The following is a 24,522-nucleotide window of genomic DNA, read 5'->3' as shown; positions in this document are numbered from 1 at the left end:
CGGCCATGCTACTCCATCGGTTCAGTGGCTGGCTGTTCAAAAAGGCTTGTCGAAGGTGATTTTCGGCTCTTTCCATGGGCCTTTGACGGTGTATTTCACACTGGCAAAGCGCGCCACGCGGTCACCGATCAGCTTGTCGATCAGGAACAACGCGCCGCCGACCGCCGGTGCGCCGACGATCAGCGCCGCAATCGGCAAGTTGTTGGTCACCGGCAAGGTCACCAGCAACTTGGCGTCCACCTGATCACCGACCAGATCCAGCGTACCGTCCAGCTCAATGTTGCTCGAAGGACCGGTCAGGCGAATCGGTTCACGGGTGACATACACACCGTTATTTGCCACCAACAGGCCTTTGACCCGGTCGTAGCTCAAGCCTTTGCCGAACAGATCGGAGAAGTCCAGACGCAGACGCCGGCCGATGGAGTTGAAGTTAAGCAGGCCAAACACTCGCAACGCCTGCGCACCGCCCTCCACTTCAACAAACTGACCTTTGTTCAACGACGCATCAAGGGTGCCGGAGAAGCGCTTGGTCGCCAGCCAGGCCGGCGAGCCCGGCCAGCGGCCATCGACGTCCATATGAAATTCTTCGCTGGTCACGCTCGGCGCAAAGCCCCACCCCTTGAGGACATCGGCAAGATTCTTGCCGCCAATCCGGCCCTTGAACCAGCTATTGGTCGCCCCCGGCGCACCTTCCCAGCCGCCGTTGCCCTGCAACAGGATGCCTTTGAGGCCCATGTCGAGGTTGTTCAGGGCGATGCCTTTCGCGGTCGGTCGCACTTTGAGCGACCAGCCGCCGACCAGATCCGGCCCGAGAAACAGTTGATTGATGGTGATGTCCAGCGCCGGAACCTTCGTCGGATCGACCGACGCCAACGGGTCTGGCGAATTTTCGTCAGCCTGTACCGTCGGGTCCGGCGCTGGCAGTTTCACGTACTGCAAATTCACCGCAATCGGCACGCCCTTGGCGTCCGGCAGGCTCGCCGAGCCCTTGGCCTGCTGGCTGTCGAGAGCCAGATTCCATGCGCCTGGTTTGCGATTGACCTGCACCGATGCCTGATCCAGCGTGGTCCCGAGTGCCGTGAGCTTGCCGACTTTGAAATCAGCACTGTTGAGCAATTGCTTGGCGCTGCCGCCCGGATCCTGCCCGGCGTATTTGTTCACCAGATCCTGCCACGGCGCGACGTCCAGTTCCGAGAGCACCCCGCGAACCCGCAAGCCTTTGGCGCCCGGCAGCACCGCTTCGCCGGCACCGAGGAACAATTCGCCACGGCCCTCGGCAAAATTGCTCGGCGGTGCTGCGAAGGTGAAATTGGCCAGTTGGTCGTAGTTGACCCAATAACGCCGCTCCTGCCCCTGCAAAGTCATGCGGAACACGGTATCGCGTCCGACATCTGCCGCCATACCGAACGGTGCCGGCAGATCCACCGCCACACCCTTCATGCTGGAACTGACCATCAACTGGCTGTCGGCGCCGTCCAGATTCAATTGCAACTGATAAGGAATGGTCCCGGAAACCGGCAATGGTTGCGTCACGCCCAGCCAGTCGGTGAGTTTCTTCACTTCGACCTGACCGGATGCGGCAACCCGGGTCTTGAGCTTGCCGGGGCTGCCATCAGCGAAGATCTGCGCGGTCACCGGTTTGTCGAACGCCCGCGCGGCGATGTTCTGCCCGCTGAGTCCTTTGGCGCTGTCGAAGCGGAAATCACCCTTGAGTTGGGTCAGCTCAAGCTTCGGCTCGGCGAGTTTCAGGCGCGCATTGGCGGTTTTGAAGTCGACCAGAATCTTCGGCAGGTCGCCGCCCTTGTCCAGCGGGATGTCCAGTTTGAGCTTGCCTTGCAGATCACCCGCCCCTTCCCATCCGGCAAAGGTCTCACCGGTGCCGATCGGCGCTTCCTGAAGAATCTTCAAGCCATCCCCCAACCCACCGGCAAAGGCGCCATCGAGGAACATATGCGTATGTTGTCCGGCCGGCACATGGGGAATATTGACGAAGACATCGCTGACTTGAGTGTCAAGCAACTGGCCCTTGTCGGCCACGATCCGCACACCGCTGTCTTCGATAAACACATCGCCACTGACCTTGCTCACGTGCGGCCAGCCCGGCTGGAACGCCAGTTCAGCGTCGTGCACTTTGAAGAACAGACTGATACTGCGATCGGCCTCCCCGGCATTTTTGCTCAGCGAGCCCTGATACTGGAAGAAGCCCTGATCGACTGCACCTTTGAGGATGGCCGTACGCAGCCACTCGTCGAGCGCTGGGCTGAGCACTTGAGGCAGGTACTTGGCCGTGTAGCGACCGTCGCCATCGACCAGACCGACCCGCAGGTCCATGTAGTCTTCCTGGCTATGGTCGAAATGCAGGCGTATCAGGAAATCGCCGGCAATCTTGCCTTCCTCGCCAAGCACCTTCAGGTACGGAGCGATCAGGGTGAAGCCGTCTTTGTCGAGCTTCCAGGTCAGCCGCGCATTGGCCTGAATGTACTGCCATGGCTTGGCGAAAATCGGGTCGAGGTGCAGGACAAAATCCTTGCTGTCCATGCGCAACTCGCCACCGTCCAGGTTACCGCTGAGGCTACCACTGACGTTTCGTGCTGCCGGAGCGCCGTGATAGGCATCGAAACCAACATTGTCCAGATTGCTGGCGAAACTGAATTTGTTGCCATCGGTGGCATTGGGGCGAAAATCCAGCAACACGTTACGCAGGCTACCGGTGACTTTCAGATGATCGACGGCCGTGGCGAAACCTTGCGGCAACGGCCCCAACGCATTGAGCAACGGGGTGATCGGAGTCAGATCGAGACGATCCGCCTGCAAGTGCCAGAGCTCTTCCACCTTGTCGGTTGCGCGCGTCTGCTTCAGTTGGACATGAGACTCCCAACGGTTTTCGCCGAAACTCATCGCCAGTGAATCGAGGGTAATGGTCGCACCCTCATCACTGTTCTCGTAGTAGGCATTAAGCGCCAGATTATTGATCTGGATCGGCTTGCGATCGGCATAGGCGCCGGTCAGTTGCGGAGCATTCAAGCGTAACGCGGCACTCTGCAGTGTGCCCTTGGCCCAATTGACCCAAAGTTCGCCACCGGCTTTGATCTCGGAAAAATTCCATTGCTGGGTCAGACGTTCTGGCAGCCACTTCGACCAGTCGCTTTGCGGCAGGCTGGCATAACCGTCCACCACACTGTCCTGCCATTGCTCCGGGCGAATCCGCGTGCGCAGGCTCAGTGCAACGGGCTGGCCATCCGGCAAGGTCAAACGCGCATCGAGCCGTTGACGGCTGGCGCCGGTTTTCAGATTGAGGCCGACATAGGTGAGGGTGAGCGGCGCGTGATCCAGCGGTTGCAAAGTTACCTGACTGTCGAGCACCGACAGTTGCTGAATCATTTGCGAACGATTGAACAGTTGCTGCGGGTCGAGCGGCTGATCGTGCTGCACCGGCAGACCTTCCAGCGCCCAACTGCCGTCCTCGGCTTCCTTGAGGCTGATTTTCAGGCCGTTGAGTTCAAGATGGGCAATGCGCACTTCGCGCGCCAACAAGCTGGCCCAAAGATCCGGTACCGCGCGCACTCGATCCAGACGCAACGCATTGGCGCCAGCGCCGACCATCACATCATGGGCCAGCAGGATCGGCGCAAAACCGCTCCAGTTGCCTTCAAGTTCGCCGATCTGCAACGGCATGCCGAGGGCGGCACTCGCTTTGTCTTCGATGTCGGCGCGATATTCGGCCACCAACGGGGTCAGCTCACGACCGAGACTGACGTACAACGCCATCAACACCAGAACCAACGCGCACAGGCCCAGCCCCCAGCGGGTGAGTGTGGCCAGAATGCGTGTCAGACGCTCCATGTCAGTTGGCTCCCATGGCAAAAATACTGCGAAAAGCTGAGGCCAGCCGCGGTGGAATAAAAGTGACGCAGGGGATCAGAGCAGCACCACGTCATATTGTTCCTGGGAATACATGGTTTCCACCTGGAAGCGTATGGTGCGACCGATAAACCCTTCAAGCTCGGCGACGTTACCGGATTCTTCGTCAAGCAAGCGATCCACCACTTTCTGGTTCGCCAACACCCGATAACCCTCGGCCTGATAGGCGCGCGCTTCACGGAGGATCTCGCGGAAGATCTCGTAACAGATGGTTTCCGCAGTCTTGAGTTTGCCACGCCCCTGACAACTGCTGCACGGCTCGCACAGCACCTGTTCGAGACTTTCGCGGGTACGCTTGCGGGTCATCTGCACCAGGCCCAACTCGGTGATGCCGATGATGTTGGTCTTGGCGTGATCACGCTCCAGCTGTTTTTCCAGGGTGCGCAACACTTGGCGTTGATGCTCTTCATCTTCCATGTCGATGAAGTCGATGATGATGATCCCGCCCAGATTGCGCAGGCGCATTTGCCGGGCGATCGCGGTGGCCGCTTCGAGATTGGTCTTGAAGATGGTTTCTTCGAGGTTGCGATGGCCGACGAAAGCTCCGGTGTTCACGTCGATGGTGGTCATGGCTTCCGCCGGATCCACCACCAGATAGCCACCGGATTTCAGCGGCACCTTGCGTTCGAGGGCTTTCTGGATTTCGTCTTCGACGCCATAGAGGTCGAAAATCGGTCGTTCACCCGGGTAGTGTTCCAGACGATCGGCGATTTCCGGCATCAGTTCGGCGACGAACTGCGTGGTTTTCTGGAAGGTTTCCCGGGAATCGATGCGAATCTTCTCGATCTTCGGGTTGACCAGGTCACGCAAGGTACGCAGCGCCAGACCGAGGTCCTCGTAAATCACGCTAGGCGCGGAGATGGTTTTGATCTGTTCGTTGATCTGGTCCCACAGGCGCCGCAGGTAACGGATGTCCATGAGGATTTCATCGGCGCCAGCGCCTTCGGCGGCGGTGCGCAGAATGAAACCACCGGCCTCCTTGATGCCTTCTTTGGCCACGCAATCGCTGACCACCTGCTTGAGGCGTTCGCGCTCGGCTTCGTCTTCGATCTTCAACGAGATGCCGACGTGGGCGGTGCGCGGCATGTACACCAGATAACGCGAAGGTATCGACAGCTGCGTGGTCAAGCGCGCGCCTTTGGAACCAATCGGGTCCTTGGTGACTTGCACCACCAGGCTTTGACCTTCGTGCACCAGCGCGCTGATACTTTCGACCGCAGGACCTTCACGTAGAGAGATTTCGGCGGCGTGAATGAATGCCGCGCGGTCCAGGCCGATGTCGACAAACGCTGCCTGCATACCCGGCAGCACGCGGACGATCTTGCCTTTATAGATGTTGCCGACAATCCCGCGCTTTTGTGTGCGCTCAACGTGGACTTCTTGCAGCACACCGTTTTCGACCACCGCCACGCGCGACTCCATCGGCGTGATGTTGATCAGAATCTCTTCACTCATGGCAGGATCTCGTTCAGGCGTGTTCACGATAATGGCCGCATCTGGATTCGTACGACGCTTATTGCGCGTTCAGGTTTTGCCAACAGGGTATGCCGAAATGGCCTAACAGTTCTGCGGTTTCGCAAATCGGCAACCCGACCACCGCCGAGTAACTGCCATTGAGGCCCGCGACAAACACCGCGCCGAGCCCCTGAATGCCATAACCACCGGCCTTGTCCCGTGGCTCGCCACTGGCCCAGTAAGCGGCCGCTTCCTCAATGCTGATCGCGCGAAACCGCACCAGACTGCGCACCACCCGCGACTCGCAGCGCTCGTCTTCAAGCACGGCGATGGCGGTCAGCACTTCATGCTCCTTGCCGGACAACATCATCAGCATGGCGCATGCATCGGCTTCGTCCACCGGTTTGCCCAGAATTTTGCCGTCCAGCACCACGGCAGTGTCAGCACCCAGCACGCAGAATGGCTGAGTGGACACGACCGTGCGGCGTCCGGCCTCGGCTTTGCCGCGCGCCAAGCGATCGACATAGGCCGAGGGCGACTCTTCGGGTGATGGGGTTTCGTCGATATCCGCACTGATGGCGGAGAACGGAACGCCGATCTGCGTGAGCAATTCACGCCGACGCGGCGATCCGGAGGCGAGGTAAAGCGGCTTCATCAAAACATCTCCCTGTTCAGTGCCCTGCTTCACCGGCTCAATTGATTTTGTAGCGTCGGCGCAATCCGCGTAGGGCAAAGCTGACCCAAGGCCAGAGCAAGGCGCTGACCAGCGCCGGAAGTACCAGCGCCAGGGTTGGTTGACGGTTACCGGTCAAGGCACTGAGCCACAGTTGCACCAGTTGCGCGAGGCCGAAGATCACCAGAATCACCAGGCATTGTTGCCACATCGGGAACATCCGCAGGCGTTGTTGCAATGACAATACGAGGAAGGTGATCAGTGTCAGGATCAGCGCGTTCTGACCGAGCAGATCGCCCTGCAGCACGTCTTCGGCCAGGCCCAGGCAAAACGCCGTGACCATGCCCACTGTGTGCGGCATATACAAAGCCCAGAATGTCAGGAGCAAGGCCAGCCATAGCGGGCGCAGGATTTCCATGAAAATCGGCAATGGCGACACGCTCAGGAGTATGCCGACAACAAACGTCAGCCAGACAATCCAGCCGTTACGCGATGCGGTAGCCCCGACCATTATTCTTGTCTCCCGGTTGTCGCTGGTGCGTTGACTGGCGGTTTGGCCGCAGGTCGCGCAGCCGGCTGGGCAGCTGGAGGTTTGGCCGCCGCTGGCGTCGCTGCCGGTGGTTTGGCAGCCGCTGGCGGTTTGCTTGCCGCGGGTTTGGCCGGTGTGGCGCTAGCGGCGGCGGTCGGTGCGGCAGGCGTCGCGGGCGTCGTAGCCGCTGCGGCAGGCGGGGTCACGGTTTTCGGTACAGTGGCCGGAATAATCGGACCGCCGCCAAAGGCATCAAGATTTTCCTGCGCTTGCGCCGCATCGTTGGCACGTTCTTCGGCGGTGCGGTTGTCGCTGAACACCAGCAACATGTAACGGCTGCGATTCAGCGCGGCGGTCGGCACGGCGCGGACGATGGCGAACGGCTGACCGGAATCGTGGATCACTTCCTTCACGGTCGCGACCGGATAGCCTGCCGGGAAACGCTGGCCAAGGCCGGAACTGACCAACAGGTCGCCTTCCTTGATATCGGCAGTGTCGGCGACGTGGCGCAATTCCAGGCGTTCAGGGTTGCCGGTGCCGCTGGCAATGGCCCGCAGCCCGTTGCGATTGACCTGTACCGGAATGCTGTGTGTGCTGTCAGTGAGCAGCAAGACACGCGAGGTGTAAGGCATCAACTCGACCACCTGGCCCATCAGGCCACGCGCATCGAGCACCGGCTGACCGAGCACCACGCCGTCGCGCTCACCTTTATTGATGATGATGCGATGGGTGAACGGGTTGGGGTCCATACCGATCAACTCGGCCACTTCGACCTTTTCGTTGACCAGTGCAGAAGAATTGAGCAACTCGCGCAGCCGAACGTTCTGCTCGGTAAGGGCGGCAAGCTTTTGCATGCGGCCCTGCAACAGCAGGTTTTCGGTTTTGAGTTTTTCGTTTTCGGCGACGAGCTCGGTGCGGCTGCCGAACTGGCTGGCGACACCTTCCCACAAGCGACCTGGCAGGTCTGTGATCCAGTAGGCATCCATCAGCACCAGCGACGCTTGTTTGCGCGCAGGCTTGAGCAGGTCAAAGCGGGCATCGACCACCATCAGCGCGATCGATAGCACGGCCAGCACCAACAGGCGCACGCCCAACGAAGGGCCCTTGGCGAAAAGCGGTTTAATAAGCCGCTCCTCCCAGGCAAATGTTCTGTTTATTCATACGGCATCAAACCGGCCTGGATGAAGACTGACAGAAGATAAACGCCAACAGGCAGCACTGCAAAGTGCTGCCTGCGCGCTCACCCACGTATTGCACTCGGCGACTTATTCGCTCGAGAGCAGGTCCATGGTGTGCTTATCCATCATTTCCAATGCACGGCCACCGCCGCGAGCCACACAGGTCAGCGGATCTTCGGCAACGATCACTGGCAGACCGGTTTCCTGGGCCAGCAACTTGTCGAGATCACGCAGCAGCGCGCCACCACCGGTCAGCACCAGGCCACGCTCGGCGATGTCGGAAGCCAGTTCCGGCGGCGATTGCTCCAGAGCACTTTTCACAGCCTGAACGATGGTTGCCAGGGACTCTTGCAGAGCTTCCAGCACTTCGTTGGAGTTCAGGGTGAATGCGCGTGGAACGCCTTCGGCCAGGTTGCGACCGCGAACGTCGACTTCGCGAACTTCGCCGCCCGGGTAGGCCGTGCCGATTTCCTGTTTGATGCGCTCAGCGGTGGATTCACCGATCAGGCTGCCGTAGTTACGACGCACGTAAGTGATGATCGCTTCGTCGAAGCGGTCGCCGCCAACGCGGACGGATTCGGCATACACCACACCGTTCAGGGAGATCAGCGCGATTTCAGTGGTACCACCACCGATATCCACGACCATCGAGCCGCGAGCTTCTTCTACCGGCAGGCCGGCACCGATCGCAGCGGCCATTGGCTCTTCGATCAGGAATACTTCACGGGCACCGGCACCAAGGGCCGATTCACGGATGGCGCGACGCTCAACCTGGGTGGATTTGCATGGAACGCAGATCAGCACACGAGGGCTAGGCTGCAGAAAGCTGTTTTCGTGAACCTTGTTAATAAAGTATTGCAGCATCTTTTCGCAGACGCTGAAGTCGGCGATCACGCCGTCTTTCATCGGACGAATGGCAGCAATGTTGCCCGGCGTACGGCCGAGCATGCGCTTGGCCTCGGTGCCGACAGCAACGACACTTTTCTGGTTACCGTGTGTCCGAATGGCCACAACCGATGGCTCATTCAGGACGATACCGCGCTCGCGCACGTAAATAAGGGTGTTGGCAGTGCCCAGGTCAATGGAAAGATCGCTGGAAAACATGCCACGCAGTTTCTTGAACATGGGAAAGGGACCCTAGGCAACGCGTGGGTAAAAAAGTGCGGCAAACTCTAACAACGACAGGGATTTTGGGCAAGGCGCCAATATGTTAAATTGGCCGCTTTTCTGTGCACCAAGCCCCACAATCGCGGCCTTATGACCGTAGAAGTGCGGTAGTGTTCCGACAATCTAACACACGGACGCCGTCCGTTCTGTTTTCCACAGGAGAATCCCGATGGCGCTAGAACGCTCCGACGTGGAAAAAATCGCTCATCTGGCCTGCCTTGGCCTCAATGATGCCGATCTTCCACACATTACTTCCGCTCTCAACAGCATTCTCGGTCTGGTCGACGAAATGCAGGCTGTTAATACCGACGGAATCGAGCCTCTGGCCCACCCGCTGGAAGCCAGTCAGCGCCTGCGCGCCGACGTTGTGACCGAGACCAATCACCGCGAGGCCTACCAGTCCATCGCACCAGCGGTCGAAAACGGCCTGTATCTGGTTCCGAAAGTCATCGACTAAAGGGAAAGAGCCTGCAATGCATCAAATGACTCTGGCCGAGATCGCCCGCGGTCTCGCCGATAAAAAGTTTTCCTCCGAAGAGCTGACCAAAGTCCTGCTGGCGCGCATCACCCAGCTCGATCCGCAGCTCAACAGTTTCATCAGCCTCACCGAAGAGCTGGCGCTCGAGCAGGCGAAAGCCGCCGATGCACGCCGCGCCAACGGTGAGAGCGGCGCCCTGCTCGGTGCGCCGATCGCTCACAAAGACCTGTTCTGCACCCAGGGCATTCGCACCAGCTGCGGCTCGAAGATGCTCGACAACTTCAAAGCCCCGTACGACGCCACTGTGGTCGCGAAGCTGGCGGCTGCCGGCGCGGTGACCCTGGGCAAGACCAACATGGACGAATTCGCCATGGGTTCGGCCAACGAGTCGAGCTGGTACGGCGCGGTGAAAAACCCGTGGAACCTGGAACACGTGCCGGGCGGTTCGTCCGGCGGTTCGGCGGCGGCAGTAGCCGCTCGTCTGTTGCCTGCGGCCACGGCCACCGACACCGGCGGTTCGATCCGTCAGCCGGCAGCCTTCACCAACCTCACCGGCCTGAAACCGACCTACGGTCGTGTTTCGCGCTGGGGCATGATCGCTTACGCCTCGAGCCTCGATCAGGGCGGGCCGTTGGCGCGCACCGCCGAAGACTGCGCAATTTTGTTGCAAGGTATGGCTGGCTTCGATCAGAACGACTCCACCAGCATCGATGAGCCGGTTCCGGATTACTCCGCCAGCCTGGGCGACTCGCTGCAAGGCCTGCGCATCGGCGTGCCGAAGGAATACTTCAGCGCCGGTCTCGACCCACGCATCGCCGAGCTGATCCAGAACAGCATCAAAGAGCTGCAGAAGCTCGGTGCGGTGATCAAGGAAATCAGCCTGCCGAACATGCAGCACGCGATTCCGGCGTACTACGTGATCGCCCCGGCAGAGGCCTCCTCGAACCTGTCGCGTTTCGACGGCGTGCGCTTCGGCCATCGCTGCGAGAACCCGGAAAACCTGATCGACCTGTACAAGCGTTCCCGTGGCGAAGGCTTCGGCGCGGAAGTGCAGCGCCGGATCATGGTCGGTGCCTACGCGCTGTCCGCCGGTTACTACGACGCCTACTACCTGAAAGCGCAGAAGATCCGTCGCCTGGTGAAGAACGATTTCATGGCTGCCTTTAATGAGGTCGACATCATCCTCGGCCCAACCACGCCGAACCCGGCCTGGAAACTCGGCGCCAAGAACAGCGACCCGGTCGCTGCCTATCTGGAAGACGTCTACACCATCACCGCCAACCTCGCGGGCCTGCCGGGCCTGTCGATGCCGGCCGGTTTTGTCGACGGTCTGCCGGTGGGCGTGCAGTTGCTCGCGCCGTATTTCCAGGAAGGTCGCCTGTTGAACGTTGCCCACCAGTATCAGCTCAACACTGACTGGCACACCCGCACCCCAACCGGCTTCTGAGGAGACACACATGCAATGGGAAGTCGTGATCGGGCTGGAGATTCACACTCAGCTCACTACCCGGTCGAAAATCTTTTCCGGTAGTTCCACCACGTTCGGCTCTGAGCCGAACACCCAGGCCAGCCTGATCGACCTGGGCATGCCCGGCGTTCTGCCGGTGCTGAACCAGGAAGCGGTGCGCATGGCGGTGATGTTCGGTCTGGCGATTGACGCCGAGATCGGTCAGCACAACGTGTTCGCCCGTAAAAACTACTTCTACCCGGACCTGCCGAAGGGCTACCAGATCAGCCAGATGGAGTTGCCGATCGTCGGCAAGGGCCACCTGGACATCGCCCTGGAAGACGGCACGGTCAAGCGTGTTGGCATCACCCGCGCGCACCTGGAAGAAGACGCCGGCAAGAGCCTGCACGAAGAATTCAACGGTGCCACCGGCATCGACCTGAACCGTGCCGGCACACCGCTGCTGGAAATCGTCTCCGAGCCGGACATGCGCAGCGCCAAGGAAGCCGTGGCTTACGTCAAGGCGATCCACGCACTGGTGCGTTACCTGGGTATTTGCGACGGCAACATGGCCGAAGGTTCGCTGCGTTGCGACTGCAACGTATCGGTACGCCCGAAAGGTCAGGTTGAGTTCGGCACGCGCTGCGAGATCAAGAACGTCAACTCGTTCCGCTTCATCGAGAAGGCAATCAACACCGAGATCCAGCGTCAGATCGAGCTGATCGAAGACGGCGGCAAAGTGATCCAGCAGACCCGTCTGTACGATCCAAACAAGGACGAGACCCGTCCGATGCGTTCGAAAGAGGAAGCCAACGACTACCGTTACTTCCCCGATCCGGACCTGCTGCCCGTAGTCATCGAAGAGTCGTTCCTCGGCGTGGTGCGCGCCACCCTGCCGGAACTGCCACCGCAGAAACGCGAGCGCTTCCAGAGCCAGTTCGGTCTGTCGGCCTACGACGCCAACGTGCTGGCCACCAGCCGTGAGCAAGCGGACTACTTCGAGAAAGTTGCAGCCATCGGCGGCGACGCGAAACTGGCGGCGAACTGGGTGATGGTCGAGTTGGGCAGCCTGCTCAACAAGCAAGGCGTGGACATCGACGAGTCGCCGGTTTCCGCTGAACTGCTGGGCGGCATGCTGCAGCGCATCAAGGACAACACCATCTCCGGCAAGATCGCCAAAGTGGTGTTCGAAGCGATGGCCAACGGTGAAGGCAGCGCGGACGAAATCATCGAGAAACGTGGCCTGAAACAGGTTACCGACAGCGGCGCGATCTCTGCAGTGCTGGACGAAATGCTCGCGGCCAACGCCGAGCAGGTTGAACAGTATCGTGCGGCGGATGAAGCCAAACGCGGCAAGATGTTCGGCTTCTTTGTCGGTCAGGCGATGAAAGCGTCGAAAGGCAAAGCCAACCCGCAGCAAGTGAACGAACTGCTGAAAAGCAAGCTCGAAGGCTGATGAAAATGGAGCCAGACAAACAGCCTGGCTCCATCCCCTGTAGGAGTGAGCCTGCTCGCGATAGCGATTTGACAGTCACTTTTCCGGTGTCTGACATTGCGCTATCGCGAGCAGGCTCACTCCTACATTTGTTTTTGGGAAACCTTGAATGAAGCGTCTGCTCAGCCTTTTCGCCCTGCTCTCCTTGCTGGCCGGTTGCGCCAGTACCGATATCATCGACCCGCACGGTTACGACCAGACCGGTGTCGCCTCTTATTACGGTGCCAAGCACCACGGTAAACGGACCGCCAGTGGCGAGCCGTTCAACCAGAATTCCCTGACCGCCGCCCACCGCCAGCTACCCTTTGGCACACGGGTGAAGGTCACCAACCTGAAAAACGATGAATCCGTTGTGGTCCGCATCAACGACCGTGGCCCGCATACCCGTGGACGCCTGATCGATGTGTCCCGCGAGGCCGCCGAACAACTCGGCATGCTGCGCAGCGGCACCGCGCGGGTTCGCGTGCAGGCCCTCGACGACTGATGGAGCGCTGACCATTTTCGGATTAGCCGATTTACCCCTGATCAGCGTGATCGAACTGCTCGCTGGCCTGTGCCTGCTGATCTTCGGCGCCGAACTGATGGTGCGCGCAGCGGTACGTCTGGCAGCACGCCTGCATGTGCGACCGCTGATCATCGGCCTGACCATCGTCGCCCTCGGCAGCAGCGCACCGCAAATGGCCGTCAGCCTGCAAGCGGCGCTGGCGCATAACCCGGACATCGCCGTCGGCAGTGTGGTCGGCAGCAGCATCTTCAACATCCTTGTCACCCTAGGGCTTTCCGCGCTGATCATTCCTCTGCGCGTCTCGCGGCAACTGGTGCGCCTGGATATTCCGCTGATGATCGGTGCCAGCCTGCTGGTATTCGTGCTGGCATGGAATGAAGAGATCGGGCGCTTCGACGGCATTCTGTTGTTGGCAGCTTTGGCGCTGTATCTCGGTTTACTGCTGCGCCAGTCACGGCATTCGACGCGACCGCATTCGGAACATCCTGAAACGGCGCATGCCTCGTGGTTCAGCAGCCTGTTGATGATCGTTATCGGTCTGGCGATGCTGGTGTTTGCCGGGCATCTGCTGCTGGGCGCCGCTGTCGTGGTGGCCACCGACCTGGGATTCTCCGAGCGAGTGATTGGCCTGACTGTGGTCGCCGTCGGCACGTCGCTGCCGGAACTGGCTACGTCATTGATCGCAGCCTTGCGCGGACAACGCGACATCGCCGTCGGCAACGTGATCGGCGCCAACCTGTTCAACCTGCTCGGGGTGCTCGGCCTGACCGCATTGATCGCACCGACGCCGCTGTCGGTGTCCCCGAACGCGCTGGATTTCGACCTGCCGGTGATGCTCGGCGTCGCCGCACTGTGCCTGCCGGTGTTCTATTCCGGCTACCGCGTGACGCGCGCCGAAGGTTTGCTGTTGCTCGGTTTGTACCTGGCGTACGGGCTGCACGTGGTGTCGTTCACCACCGGCATGCCGCTGGCCGGCAAGCTTGAGCGGCTGATGCTGTTTTATGTCTTGCCGACGCTGTTGACGTTTCTGCTGTTCACGTCGATCCGCGCTTGGCGCCGCCAACACCACAAGAGTGATACGCCATGACCGAATCGAAGAAGTCCGGGGTAGAAGTACGTCGCCAGGTAATGGGCGATGCGTTTGTTGATCGCGCGCTGGGCAACGCCACCGAGTTCACCCAGCCGTTGCAGGATTTCGTCAATGAACATGCCTGGGGTGGCGTGTGGAATCGCGAAGGTCTGCCGCTGAAAACCCGCAGCCTGATCACCCTCGCCGCGCTGACCGCGTTGAAGTGCCCGCAAGAGTTGAAAGGCCATGTGCGCGGCGCGCTGAACAATGGCTGCACGGTCGACGAGATTCGTGAGGCGCTGCTGCATTGCGCGGTGTATGCCGGCGTGCCGGCGGCGATCGATGCGTTTCGTGCAGCTCAGGAAGTGATCGATACCTACCAGAAGCCTGTGTGATTGAACTGACGCCTTCGCGAGCAAGCTCGCTCCCACATTGGAATGCATTTCAAATGTGGGAGCGAGCTTGCTCGCGAAGAGGCCCGGGAGAGCAACCCAAGATTCAGGCTAGATCCACCCACCCCATTGCAAAACAAAGATCCCGATATTGGTGGTAATCGCCGCCATCAACGTGGTCAACACAATGATCGCCGCCGCCAGCTCATGATTGCCCTGCGCCGCCCGGGCCATGACAAAACTCGCCGCCGCCGTCGGGCTGCCGAAGTACAGAAACAGAATCCCCAACTCCGCCCCACGAAAGCCCCACAACCACGCCCCCAGCGTCGCCAGCACCGGTAGACCGATCATCTTCACCAGGCTGGAACTGAGCGCCATGCTACCGCTCTTGCGCAATGCCGCCAGCGACAACGTGCCGCCAATGCAGATCAGCGCCAATGGCAAGGTAGTCTGCGCCAGATACTGGCCGGAAGTTTCCAGCCAACCCGGCAAACCGATCTTGAAATAGGCAAACGGCGCCGCCGCAATCACGCTGATGATCAGCGGATTGCTGAACACGCTTTTGCAGATGCTCCACGGATCGGACTTGATCACCGGGCTGTAAACTGCGAGCACAATGGTCGACAGCGTGTTGTAGAAAAGGATCACCAGCGCCGCGAGAATCGCCCCGAGGGAAATCCCGTAATCGCCGTACATGCTCGCCGCCAGTGCCAGACCGATCACGCCGTTATTGCCGCGAAACGCGCCTTGGGTGTAGATGCCGCGATCTTCACGCGGGCATCTGAAAATCGCCCAGCCCCAGGCCAGGGCAAAACTCACCAGCGTGGCGAGAGAAAAGTAGATCAGCAGGGACGGTTGCAACGCGGCGTGCAGGTCGGCGTGCAGAATGCCGAGGAACAGCAGCGCCGGCATGGTGACGTTGAACACCAGCGACGAGGCCGTGTGGATGAAGTTGTCGTTGATCCAGTCGATGCGCTTGAGCAGCACACCGAGAAACAGCATGGCAAACACCGGCGCGGTGATGTTCAGGGTTTCGAGGAAGATTGCCAGCATGCCGGGAAGCCTTGGGTGAGCGTCGTTAGGGGGCTAATGATAAGCCAAAAGCTTGAAAAGCCCCTCACCCTAACCCTCTCCCCGAGGGAGAGGGGACTGACCGAGGTGTCTTGTGTCATACATCGACCTGCAAGACCGAGTCGATTATGGATTCGGCAAAGCACTTTCAGGTCGATGTACTTCTTAAATATTCCCGGATCGGCCCCCTCTCCCTCCGGGAGAGGGCTGGGGTGAGGGTAGCTTTTGACCCACCCCCAAACCATCAAGTAATCGGCGCCGGATTGAACAACGTAATGTCGTTATGCAGCTTGTGCTTCTCCGCCCACGTCTGCTGCTTGCCGCTCGCCACATCCAGATAATAGTGGAACAGCTCCCAACCCAACTCCTCGATGGTCGCCCGCCCGGTAGCAATTCGCCCGGCGTCGATATCGATCAAATCAGGCCAACGCTGCGCCAACTCTGTCCGCGTCGAAACCTTCACAACCGGTGCCATCGCCAACCCATACGGCGTACCCCGCCCGGTGGTGAACACATGCAGGTTCATCCCCGCCGCCAACTGCAACGTCCCGCAGACAAAATCACTGGCCGGCGTCGCGCAGAAAATCAGCCCCTTCTGCTTGAACCGCTCGCCAGGGCCAAGCACGCCATTGATCGCGCTGCTGCCGGATTTGACGATCGACCCCAGCGACTTCTCGACAATGTTCGACAGCCCGCCCTTCTTGTTGCCGGGCGTGGTATTGGCGCTACGATCCGCTTCACCCTTGGCCAGGTATCGGTCGTACCAGTCCATCTCGCGCACCAGTTCCTCGGCGACGGTTTTGCTTTCGGCGCGCGATGTCAGCAGGTAAATCGCATCGCGCACTTCGGTGACTTCGGAAAACATCACCGTCGCCCCTGCCCGCAACAGCAAATCCGAGGCGTAGCCCAGCGCCGGGTTGGCGGTGATTCCGGAAAACGCATCGCTGCCGCCGCACTGCATACCCAGGATCAACTCGGAGGCCGGCACGGTTTCGCGGCGGCGCTGGTCGAGCTTCTTCAAACGGACTTCGGCCAGCGCCATGATCTGCTCGATCATCTCGGTGAAACCGTGACTGGAATCCTGCAAGCGATACAGCCATGGATCGCTGAGATCCACCGAAGCATCGTCCTCGTGCATGACCTGCCCGGCCTGCAACTTCTCGCAGCCCAGACTGATCACCAGCGCTTCACCACCGAGGTTCGGGTTGCGCGCCAGGTTGCGCACGGTACGAATCGGGATGTAGGCGTCAGTGGCAGTGATCGCCACGCCGCAGCCATAACTGTGAGTCAGCGCCACCACGTCATCGACATGCGGGTACTTCGGCAGCAGTTCTTCCTTGATGCGTTTCACCGCGTGATCGAGCACGCCGGTGACGCACTGCACCGTGGTGGTAATGCCGAGAATATTGCGCGTGCCGACGGTACCGTCAGCGTTGCGATAACCCTCGAACGTGAAGCCTTCCAGCGGTGCCTGCGCGTCCGGCACCTCGGTGGACAGCGGCAGGCTGTCCAGCGGCGGCGCGGTCGGCATGCGCAGTTGATCTTCCTTGATCCAACTGCCACGGCGAATCGGCTGCAACGCGTAGCCAATCACCTGACCGTAGCGAATCACTTGGCCGCCCTCGGGAATGTCTTCGAGGGTGACCTTGTGGCTCTGCGGCACAAATTCCAGCGTCACCAGGCCATCGGCAAATTCAGTGCCGGCCGGAGCGCCCTGGTCGTTGACCACGACCACCACATTGTCCCGCTCGTGCAGGCGGATGTGGCGCGGCGAGTCGGAATGTTCAATCAACTGCATGACGCCGCTCCTCAGGAATGCGCTTGAGACAATTTACCGGTGGCTTCAGTACCGCCATTGGTTGGCGGCTCTTTGAGGACCACGCGTTTGATCGGGCCAACGATCACCAGGTAGCTGAACACCGCCACCAGTGCGTTGGCACCGACAAACACCAGCGCCCATTTGAACGAGCCAGTGGAGCTGATGATGTAGCCAATCACGATCGGCGTGGTAATCGAAGCGATGTTGCCGAAAGTGTTGAACAGGCCACCGCTCAGGCCGGCGATCTGTTTTGGCGAAGTGTCGGAGACCACTGCCCAACCGAGTGCGCCAACGCCTTTGCCGAAGAAGGCCAGAGCCATGAAACCAACCACCATCCATTCCACATCAACATAGTTGCAGGCGACGATACTGCTGGAAACCAGCAGGCCAGCGATGATCGGTGCCTTGCGGGCGAAGGTCAGCGAGTGGCCTTTGCGCAGCAGGTAATCGGAAATCACCCCGCCGAGCACGCCGCCGATGAAGCCGCAGATGGCCGGCAACGAGGCGATGAAACCGGCCTTGAGAATGGTCATGCCACGCTCTTGTACCAGGTACACCGGAAACCAGGTCAGGAAGAAATAGGTGATGCCGTTGATGCAGTATTGACCCAGATACACACCGAGCATCATGCGGTTGGTCAGCAACTGACGGATGTAATCCCACTTCGGACCGTCGGCTTTTTTGCCTTGCTTGACGTCCATGTCGACCATGCCGCCGTTGTCGGCAATGAACTGCACTTCGGCTTCGTTGGCCAGCGGGTGTTGGCGCGGACTGTGGATAACCTTCAGCCAGATGCCAGAGAAGACGATGCCGAACACGCCCATGACGATAAACACGTGTTCCCAGCCGAAGGAGTAAACGATCCAGCCCATGAGCGGAGCGAACAACACGGTGGCAAAGTATTGCGCCGAGTTGAAGATCGCCGAAGCCGTACCGCGCTCGGCGGTCGGGAACCATGCCGCCACGATGCGCGCATTACCGGGGAACGACGGCGCTTCAGCCAGACCGACCAGAAAGCGCAGCATGAACAGCGCAACGATCGCCGTGGACATGCCGAACTCACCGACAAAGCCTTGCAGCACGGTGAACAGCGACCAGGTGAAAATGCTCAGGGCATAGACTTTTTTCGAGCCGAAGCGATCGAGCAGCCAGCCGCCGGGAATTTGCCCGGCCACATAGGCCCAACCGAATGCGGAGAAGATATAGCCGAGGGTGACCGCGTCAATGCCCAGATCTTTTTGCAGGCTGGAGCCGGCGATGGCGATCGTGGCGCGGTCGGCGTAGTTGATCGTGGTCACCAGAAACAGCATGAGCAGGATCAAATAGCGGACGTGAGTCGGCTTGGACGATTGCATGTAGATGTACTCCCACTGATTATTTTTATGCGCGGGTGAATCTTCTTTGGTCTTCCCTGTAGGAGCTGCCGAAGACTGCTCCTACAGGGGTATTGCCTTATCAGGAACCGATGTAACTGGTCTTCACGACCGTGTAGAACTCTTGCGCATAACGGCCTTGCTCACGTGAGCCATAGGATGAACCTTTACGGCCACCGAACGGAACGTGGTAATCGACGCCAGCGGTCGGCAGGTTGACCATCACCATCCCGGCCTGCGAATGACGCTTGAAGTGGTTGGCGTACTTCAGCGAGGTGGTCGCAATACCCGCCGACAGACCGAACTCGGTGTCGTTGGCCATCGCCAGCGCCGCGTCGTAATCGGCCACGCGAACGATGTTGGCCACCGGGCCAAAGATTTCTTCGCGGCTGATGCGCATCGACGCTTCACTGTCGGCAAACAGCGTTGGCGCGAGGAAGTAGCCTTCGGTGTCGCAGGTCACCAGACCGCCGCCGCTGACCAGACGCGCACCTTCGGACTGGCCGATGTCGATGTACTTCATGTCCTGTTCCAGCTGCGCTTGCGAAACCACTGGACCAATATCGGTACCGGATTTCAGCGCGTGGCCGACCTTGATCGACTTCATGCGCTCGGCCATGGCTTCAACGAACTTGTCGTGAATCCCGGCAGTGACGATCAAGCGGCTGGAAGCCGTGCAACGCTGACCGGTGGAGTAGAACGCGCTCTGCACCGACAGCTCGACCGCTTGTTTGAGGTCGGCGTCGTCGAGAATGATCTGCGGGTTCTTGCCGCCCATTTCCAGCTGCACTTTCGCCTGACGCGACACGCAGTTAACGGCGATCTGACGACCCACGCCCACCGAACCGGTGAAGCTGATGCCGTCGACTTTCGGGCTCTGCACCAACGCATCGCCAACCACGCGACCGCTGCCCATCACCAGGTTGAACACGCCAGCCGGGAAGCCGGCGCGGGAGATGATTTCCGCCAATGCCCAGGCACAGCCCGGAACCAGATCGGCGGGTTTCAATACCACGCAGTTGCCGTAGGCCAGGGCTGGGGCGATTTTCCACGCAGGAATCGCGATCGGGAAGTTCCACGGGGTGATCAGACCGACCACGCCCAGCGCTTCGCGAGTCACTTCAACGTTGACGCCCGGGCGCACCGACGGCACGTAGTCGCCGGACAAGCGCAGGCATTCACCGGCGAAGAATTTGAAGATGTTGCCGGCGCGGGTCACTTCACCGATGGCTTCGGGCAGGGTCTTGCCCTCTTCCCGGGCCAGCAGGGTGCCGAGCTCTTCGCGACGGGCGAGAATTTCGCTGCCGACTTTATCCAGCGAATCGTGACGGGCCTGAATGCCCGAAGTCGAGTACGCCGGGAACGCGGCGCGGGCGGCGTCGATGGCGGCGTGAACCTGAGTCAGATCAGCCTTGGCGTAGTCGCCGATGGTGTCACTCAGTTCCGAAGGGTTGATGTTGGCCGAGTAGTCGGCACCGGCAACCCATTCACCGTTGATGTAGTTGTCGTAGCGTTTTGCAGTTGTCACAGGGGCAGCCCTCACATCTCAAAGCCTTCACGCAAAAAGCCGCTGATTGCTCAGCGGCCTCGCTTTTATCGGGTGTTACTGCGCACCTTGCTTGTCGATCAGCGCGGCGAGCATTTCGTACTCTTCGCCGGTCAGATCGGTCAGCGGCGCCCGCACCGGGCCTGCGTCATAGCCGGCGATTTTCGCGCCTGCCTTGACGATGCTCACGGCGTAACCGGCCTTGCGGTTGCGGATGTCGAGGTATGGCAGGAAGAAGTCGTCGATGATCTTGCCGACGGTGGCGTGATCTTCACGGGCGATCGCGTGGTAGAAGTCCATCGCGGTTTTCGGAATGAAGTTGAACACCGCCGAGGAGTAAACCGGCACGCCCAGCGCCTTGTAGGCCGCGGCGTAGACTTCGGCGGTCGGCAGCCCACCCAGGTAGCTGAAGCGATCACCGAGGCGGCGGCGGATCGACACCATCAACTCGATATCGCCCAAGCCATCCTTGTAACCGATCAGGTTCGGGCAGCGCTCGGCCAGACGTTCCAGCAGCGGCGCGTTGAGGCGGCAAACGTTGCGGTTGTAGACGACCACGCCGATGTTGACCGATTTACACACGGCTTCAACGTGAGCGGCAACGCCGTCCTGGCTGGCTTCGGTCAGGTAGTGCGGCAGCAGCAACAAGCCTTTGGCGCCCAGACGCTCGGCTTCCTGAGCGTATTCGATGGCCTGGCGAGTCGAACCGCCGACGCCGGCCAGAATCGGCACGCTGGTTTCGCAGGTGTCGACGGCAGTCTTGATGATTTCCGAGTATTCGCTGGCGGCCAGGGAGAAGAACTCACCGGTGCCGCCGGCGGCGAACAAGGCTGAAGCGCCATACGGAGCCAGCCATTCCAGGCGTTTGATGTAGCCCGCGCGGTTGAAATCGCCCTGCGCGTTGAAATCGGTCACCGGGAAGGACAGCAGGCCGGCAGAGAGGATGGACTTCAGTTCTTGTGGATTCATTATTCGAACACCCTGGTAGCAACGTTTTTTGTGATTGGTCCGTTCAGCCTTCGCTGAAGTTGTAGGTCATCGTACAACTTAAAAGATAACCGTCAACTGCATTTCATCGTTGTGGGTGGTTTTTTGTCGGACAAAGATGTTCAGGGCGCAGGAGGGTTTGTCGCAAAGCCCCGTGTTTACTGGGCTGCATCCCGGAAATGTCTGGTCAAAATTCGTTTACTGAGCATTGGACAAACGCCGGGTAAGGTGCGACGACTGCCACGAAGGATCGTGGCGGACCACCGAAGGAAACTGAAATGTCCACGAATTACGCTGCCCCGACCCTTTCGCAAATCGCCGCTTCGTCCTCCGACATCCTCACGCTTCAGCTATCGACGCTGCCCGATGTGTTGACCGCACTCGTCCCGGATTCCAGCGACTTCCCGGCGAACTGGAGCGTTTACCCGATTCTCGGCGACGACCCGGAAACGCCCCTGTGGGCAGGCGAAGAAGTGGATACCGGCACTTGGGACGATGCTGAAGACGAGATGGAGAAACTAATGGGGATCGAATTGCAGATCACCAAAGAGGCACTGCGTCCGTACCTGAACACGGACGTCGAATTGCGCTACAAGTTTGTCGATGAGTCGAGTATGGAGCCGTTTTCGCAGGCGTTGACGTTGCGGATCGAGGCCTGACGGCTTAACCCCGCTGCGCCTGCGCCTCTTCATGAGCCTGGCGCAGTCTTTCACGGCTGTTGGTCAGGTGCAGACGCATCGCCGCACGCGCGGCATCTGAATCCTGACGGGCAATCGCGTCGTAGATTTCTTCGTGCTCACGGCTCAGGCGGCTCATGTAGTGCTGCTGATCATCATGGGCCAGTCGCGCTGAATTCAGCCGCGTACGCGGAATGATGCTGGTGCCCAGGTGGGTCATGATGTCGGTGAAGTAACGGTTGCCGGTGGACAGCGCGATTTCCAGGTGGAAGGCAAAGTCCGAAGCCACAGCATCACTGGCATGGGCAGCGCTTTCGTTGAGCGCATCGAGGGCGGCGCGCATGGTCGCCAGTTGCTCGGCGCTGCGACGTTGCGCGGCAAGGCCGGCAGATTCGACTTCGAGGCTGATGCGCAATTCGAGAATCGCCAGAACATCCCGCAGGGTGACGACGGTGGCCGGGTCGATGCGGAAACCACTCGGGCTTGGCGTGTCGAGTACGAAAGTGCCGATGCCGTGGCGGGTTTCCACTTGCCCTGCAGCCTGCAAACGGGAAATTGCCTCGCGCACCACGGTGCGGCTGACGCCATGGGCCTCCATGATCGCCGACTCGGTAGGCAGTTTGTCACCGCGCTTGAGCAGGCCATCGCGGATCTGCTCGCTCAGCACCGTCACCAATTCCTGGGCCAGGCTGCGGCGCTTGCGCGGGAGACGCGGGGTGTCGATCAGGTTTTCCATGGTGTGCATCTTGTCTCGAAAATTCGGCTTGGGGGCATCATAGCTCAAGCGGGTTGTACGATCACTTTCCGGTTTACATCGCTTTATGTAGGAGTGAGCCTGCTCGCGATGACGTCCGCACATTCAGCATCAATGTGACTGACCCAACGCTATCGCGAGCAGGCTCACTCCTACAGGGGTTTAACGGTGATCAGGCAGTCACGGTCTGTTCAACCAAGTGCCCGCTGTCGATCCGCACGTGCCGTGGATGGAAGCGTTTCAAGCTGCTGCGATGGCCAACGCTGACAATGCTCAGCCCCGGCAACTGATCGATCAGCGCCTGATAAAGCGTCGCTTCATCCTCTTCATCCATCGCCGAAGTCGCCTCATCCATGTACAGCCACTGCGGTGCATAAAGCAACGCACGGGCGAAAGCCAGTCGTTGCTGCTCACCCGGCGAGAGCATGCGTTGCCAGTGATTGGCCTCGTCCAGTCGCCCAATCAGATGCGGCAAGCGGCAGGTTTCCAGAACTTGTGCATAACGCTCCGGCGCGTAACTGTCGCCCGGCTGTGGATAACTCAACGCCTCGCGCAGAGTGCCGATCGGCAAATACGGTTTCTGCGGCAGGAACAGATACCGCGCCGCCGGCAAACGAATATTGCCGTGCCCCGCCGGCCACAAATGCCCCATCGCCCGCAGCAACGTCGACTTGCCGCTGCCAGAACGGCCGCTGAGCATCACCCGCTCGCCGGGTTCCACAGTCATGTCGGCACTGGTCAACAGATGGCGACCATCGGCCAGATCCAGACCGAGGTTGTGCACTTTCAATTCGCTGCCCTGATTCTGCACATCGATGGCCGGGGTGCGTTCTTCGTTGTTGCTCATCGCATTGCGGAAACTCAGCAACCGGTCACACGTAGCGCGCCACTCTGCCAGATCCTGATAAGCACTGATGAACCAGCTGAAGTTCTCTTGCACATTGCCGAAGGCCGAGTTGATTTGCATCAGCTCACCGAGTTCGATTTTGCCGCTGAAGTACCGTGGGGCCGCCACCATGAACGGAAAAATGATCGCGATCTGCCCATAACCCGAGGTAAAAAACGTGAGCCGCTTGGACACCCGCATGATGTCCCAGAAATTGTGCCAGACCAGCCCGAAACGGTTACTCAGGCGCCGGTTTTCATTCGGCTCGCCGTTGTACAAGGCGATACTCTCTGCATTCTCGCGAACCCGCACCATCGAGAAACGCAGGTCGGCTTCAAAACGTTGCTGGTTGTTGTTCAAACCGATCAGACGCCTGCCAATCAAATGCGTCAGCCAACTACCAATCACCGCGTACACCAATGCACACCAGAACATGTAACCGGGAACAGTGAAACCGAACACCTCAATGCTTCCGGAAACGCCCCACAGGATGATCGAGAACGACACCAGACTGACGACTGTGCGGATCAGACCCAAGCCAAGGGCCAGTGTGTTGGCCGTGAATTTATTAAGGTCTTCGGAGATCCGCTGGTCGGGGTTATCGGTATAGCCACCCTGCTCCAGCTGGTAGTAGTTCTTGTGCTCCAGCCACCGGGTGAAATGCTTTTCGGTGAGCCAGGCACGCCAGCGGATGGTCAGCATTTGCGTCAGATACTGGCGATACACGGAGCCGAGAATCGCCACCGCCGCGATACCGCAGAAATACAGGATCAACTGCCAGAAGGCCGCCTCGTCCTTCTTCTGCAAGGCGTTGTAAAAATCCTTGTACCAACTGTTGAGCCACACCGCGATCCATACGCTGAACAGCGTAAGCGCGATCACGGCAATCAGCAGCGTCCAGGCCTTGCCCTTCTCTTCGCTGCGCCAGTAAGGCGTGATCATCGCCCAAACCTTGCGAAAAAACTGCCCGCGCACAGCATCGTTGACCGCGGAATATTCAGCGTTCTGATTCATGGATAAGGCTCGAAATAGAAAAGAACAGACACGCACCGATCATAGATGATCGGTGCGTTTTATCGCGAGGGCTGGCGATAGTCGTT

The 24,522-nt window shown here is 59.8% G+C and carries 20 protein-coding genes; 7 read left to right on the top strand and 13 right to left on the bottom strand.

The annotated features are described in order from the left end of the window. Positions 1–36 precede the first annotated feature (36 nt). The 6 genes from BMY54_RS19680 to mreB form a co-directional block, all read right to left on the bottom strand. Positions 37–3,843: a YhdP family protein gene (locus BMY54_RS19680; protein WP_093435938.1), complete on the bottom strand. Its 3,807-nt coding sequence runs from the start codon at positions 3,841–3,843 to the stop codon at positions 37–39. Positions 3,844–3,918: 75 nt separating this feature from the next. After that, positions 3,919–5,376, bottom strand: a complete 1,458-nt coding sequence (gene rng, locus BMY54_RS19675) for a ribonuclease G (protein ID WP_034154470.1) — start codon at positions 5,374–5,376, stop codon at positions 3,919–3,921. 58 nt (positions 5,377–5,434) lie between these two features. Beyond that, positions 5,435–6,031: a Maf family protein gene (locus BMY54_RS19670; RefSeq protein ID WP_093435934.1), complete on the bottom strand. Its 597-nt coding sequence runs from the start codon at positions 6,029–6,031 to the stop codon at positions 5,435–5,437. 37 nt (positions 6,032–6,068) lie between these two features. Then, positions 6,069–6,560: a rod shape-determining protein MreD gene (gene mreD / locus BMY54_RS19665; protein WP_034154468.1), complete on the bottom strand. Its 492-nt coding sequence runs from the start codon at positions 6,558–6,560 to the stop codon at positions 6,069–6,071. Continuing rightward, on the bottom strand, positions 6,560–7,702 hold the full coding sequence (mreC, locus tag BMY54_RS19660) for a rod shape-determining protein MreC (protein ID WP_093435930.1): 1,143 nt from the start codon (positions 7,700–7,702) through the stop codon (positions 6,560–6,562). Before mreC ends, mreD begins: the two co-directional genes overlap by 1 nt. Positions 7,703–7,843: 141 nt before the next feature. Next, positions 7,844–8,881, bottom strand: a complete 1,038-nt coding sequence (mreB, locus tag BMY54_RS19655; protein ID WP_002555108.1) for a rod shape-determining protein MreB — start codon at positions 8,879–8,881, stop codon at positions 7,844–7,846. 211 nt (positions 8,882–9,092) lie between these two features. On the opposite strand from mreB, the gene gatC reads away from it, so the two are divergent. The 6 genes from gatC (at position 9,093) to BMY54_RS19625 (ending at position 14,312) form a co-directional block, all read left to right on the top strand. Then, a complete protein-coding gene (gatC, locus tag BMY54_RS19650) occupies positions 9,093–9,380 on the top strand; it encodes an Asp-tRNA(Asn)/Glu-tRNA(Gln) amidotransferase subunit GatC (RefSeq protein ID WP_007901429.1) in 288 nt (95 codons plus the stop codon). Between the two features lie 16 nt (positions 9,381–9,396). Continuing rightward, a complete protein-coding gene (gene gatA, locus BMY54_RS19645; protein WP_093435926.1) occupies positions 9,397–10,848 on the top strand; it encodes an Asp-tRNA(Asn)/Glu-tRNA(Gln) amidotransferase subunit GatA in 1,452 nt (483 codons plus the stop codon). 10 nt (positions 10,849–10,858) lie between these two features. Continuing rightward, a complete protein-coding gene (gene gatB / locus BMY54_RS19640; protein ID WP_093435922.1) occupies positions 10,859–12,304 on the top strand; it encodes an Asp-tRNA(Asn)/Glu-tRNA(Gln) amidotransferase subunit GatB in 1,446 nt (481 codons plus the stop codon). A gap of 148 nt (positions 12,305–12,452) precedes the next feature. Beyond that, complete coding sequence (locus tag BMY54_RS19635) at positions 12,453–12,827, top strand: septal ring lytic transglycosylase RlpA family protein (RefSeq protein WP_093435918.1); 375 nt, start codon at positions 12,453–12,455, stop codon at positions 12,825–12,827. 46 nt (positions 12,828–12,873) lie between these two features. Further along, positions 12,874–13,935, top strand: coding sequence for a calcium/sodium antiporter (locus BMY54_RS19630; protein ID WP_093435915.1), 1,062 nt, complete (start codon positions 12,874–12,876; stop codon positions 13,933–13,935). Further along, positions 13,932–14,312, top strand: coding sequence for a carboxymuconolactone decarboxylase family protein (locus tag BMY54_RS19625; protein WP_093435910.1), 381 nt, complete (start codon positions 13,932–13,934; stop codon positions 14,310–14,312). Before BMY54_RS19630 ends, BMY54_RS19625 begins: the two co-directional genes overlap by 4 nt. A 108-nt stretch (positions 14,313–14,420) precedes the next feature. Here the strand turns inward: BMY54_RS19625 and BMY54_RS19620 are convergent, their stop codons facing one another. The 5 genes from BMY54_RS19620 to kdgD form a co-directional block, all read right to left on the bottom strand. Beyond that, entirely contained in the window at positions 14,421–15,362 is a 942-nt protein-coding gene (locus tag BMY54_RS19620; RefSeq protein ID WP_093435905.1) for an AEC family transporter, read from the bottom strand. Positions 15,363–15,624: 262 nt separating this feature from the next. Further along, entirely contained in the window at positions 15,625–17,178 is a 1,554-nt protein-coding gene (gene garD, locus BMY54_RS19615) for a galactarate dehydratase (protein ID WP_093435900.1), read from the bottom strand. Between the two features lie 11 nt (positions 17,179–17,189). Next, positions 17,190–18,554: an MFS transporter gene (locus tag BMY54_RS19610; protein ID WP_034154459.1), complete on the bottom strand. Its 1,365-nt coding sequence runs from the start codon at positions 18,552–18,554 to the stop codon at positions 17,190–17,192. A gap of 100 nt (positions 18,555–18,654) precedes the next feature. After that, positions 18,655–20,100 carry an aldehyde dehydrogenase family protein gene (locus tag BMY54_RS19605; protein WP_093435896.1) on the bottom strand — a complete coding sequence of 482 codons (1,446 nt, stop codon included), beginning with the start codon at positions 20,098–20,100 and terminating at the stop codon, positions 18,655–18,657. A gap of 75 nt (positions 20,101–20,175) precedes the next feature. Next, positions 20,176–21,087, bottom strand: coding sequence for a 5-dehydro-4-deoxyglucarate dehydratase (kdgD, locus tag BMY54_RS19600; RefSeq protein ID WP_093435890.1), 912 nt, complete (start codon positions 21,085–21,087; stop codon positions 20,176–20,178). Between the two features lie 296 nt (positions 21,088–21,383). Here kdgD and BMY54_RS19595 point away from each other — a divergent pair, with 296 nt between their 5' ends. Beyond that, on the top strand, positions 21,384–21,764 hold the full coding sequence (locus BMY54_RS19595; protein ID WP_093435886.1) for a hypothetical protein: 381 nt from the start codon (positions 21,384–21,386) through the stop codon (positions 21,762–21,764). A gap of 4 nt (positions 21,765–21,768) precedes the next feature. Here BMY54_RS19595 and BMY54_RS19590 read toward each other — a convergent pair whose 3' ends face one another. Further along, on the bottom strand, positions 21,769–22,518 hold the full coding sequence (locus BMY54_RS19590) for a FadR/GntR family transcriptional regulator (RefSeq protein ID WP_175559635.1): 750 nt from the start codon (positions 22,516–22,518) through the stop codon (positions 21,769–21,771). A gap of 190 nt (positions 22,519–22,708) precedes the next feature. Continuing rightward, positions 22,709–24,436 carry an ABC transporter ATP-binding protein/permease gene (locus tag BMY54_RS19585; protein WP_093435882.1) on the bottom strand — a complete coding sequence of 576 codons (1,728 nt, stop codon included), beginning with the start codon at positions 24,434–24,436 and terminating at the stop codon, positions 22,709–22,711. Positions 24,437–24,522 lie beyond the last annotated feature (86 nt).

It is taken from the genome of Pseudomonas sp. ok266 (assembly GCF_900110195.1).
Classification (GTDB): domain Bacteria; phylum Pseudomonadota; class Gammaproteobacteria; order Pseudomonadales; family Pseudomonadaceae; genus Aquipseudomonas; species Aquipseudomonas neuropathica.
The sequence above is the reverse complement of the archived record's forward strand: the minus strand, read 5'-3'. Positions and strand labels throughout refer to the sequence as shown.

Excerpts from the sequence above, each read along its gene's own strand:
- mreD (WP_034154468.1), bottom strand. The coding sequence starts at position 6,560 with ATGGTCGGGGCTACCGCATCGCGTAACGGCTGGATTGTCTGGCTGACG.
- rng (WP_034154470.1), bottom strand. The coding sequence starts at position 5,376 with ATGAGTGAAGAGATTCTGATCAACATCACGCCGATGGAGTCGCGCGTG.
- kdgD (WP_093435890.1), bottom strand. The coding sequence starts at position 21,087 with ATGAATCCACAAGAACTGAAGTCCATCCTCTCTGCCGGCCTGCTGTCC.
- gatC (WP_007901429.1), top strand. The coding sequence starts at position 9,093 with ATGGCGCTAGAACGCTCCGACGTGGAAAAAATCGCTCATCTGGCCTGC.
- BMY54_RS19635 (WP_093435918.1), top strand. The coding sequence starts at position 12,453 with ATGAAGCGTCTGCTCAGCCTTTTCGCCCTGCTCTCCTTGCTGGCCGGT.
- BMY54_RS19680 (WP_093435938.1), bottom strand. The coding sequence starts at position 3,843 with ATGGAGCGTCTGACACGCATTCTGGCCACACTCACCCGCTGGGGGCTG.
- gatA (WP_093435926.1), top strand. The coding sequence starts at position 9,397 with ATGCATCAAATGACTCTGGCCGAGATCGCCCGCGGTCTCGCCGATAAA.
- BMY54_RS19610 (WP_034154459.1), bottom strand. The coding sequence starts at position 18,554 with ATGCAATCGTCCAAGCCGACTCACGTCCGCTATTTGATCCTGCTCATG.
- BMY54_RS19590 (WP_175559635.1), bottom strand. The coding sequence starts at position 22,518 with ATGGAAAACCTGATCGACACCCCGCGTCTCCCGCGCAAGCGCCGCAGC.
- BMY54_RS19625 (WP_093435910.1), top strand. The coding sequence starts at position 13,932 with ATGACCGAATCGAAGAAGTCCGGGGTAGAAGTACGTCGCCAGGTAATG.
- BMY54_RS19670 (WP_093435934.1), bottom strand. The coding sequence starts at position 6,031 with ATGAAGCCGCTTTACCTCGCCTCCGGATCGCCGCGTCGGCGTGAATTG.
- BMY54_RS19595 (WP_093435886.1), top strand. The coding sequence starts at position 21,384 with ATGTCCACGAATTACGCTGCCCCGACCCTTTCGCAAATCGCCGCTTCG.
- garD (WP_093435900.1), bottom strand. The coding sequence starts at position 17,178 with ATGCAGTTGATTGAACATTCCGACTCGCCGCGCCACATCCGCCTGCAC.
- mreB (WP_002555108.1), bottom strand. The coding sequence starts at position 8,881 with ATGTTCAAGAAACTGCGTGGCATGTTTTCCAGCGATCTTTCCATTGAC.
- BMY54_RS19585 (WP_093435882.1), bottom strand. The coding sequence starts at position 24,436 with ATGAATCAGAACGCTGAATATTCCGCGGTCAACGATGCTGTGCGCGGG.
- BMY54_RS19620 (WP_093435905.1), bottom strand. The coding sequence starts at position 15,362 with ATGCTGGCAATCTTCCTCGAAACCCTGAACATCACCGCGCCGGTGTTT.
- gatB (WP_093435922.1), top strand. The coding sequence starts at position 10,859 with ATGCAATGGGAAGTCGTGATCGGGCTGGAGATTCACACTCAGCTCACT.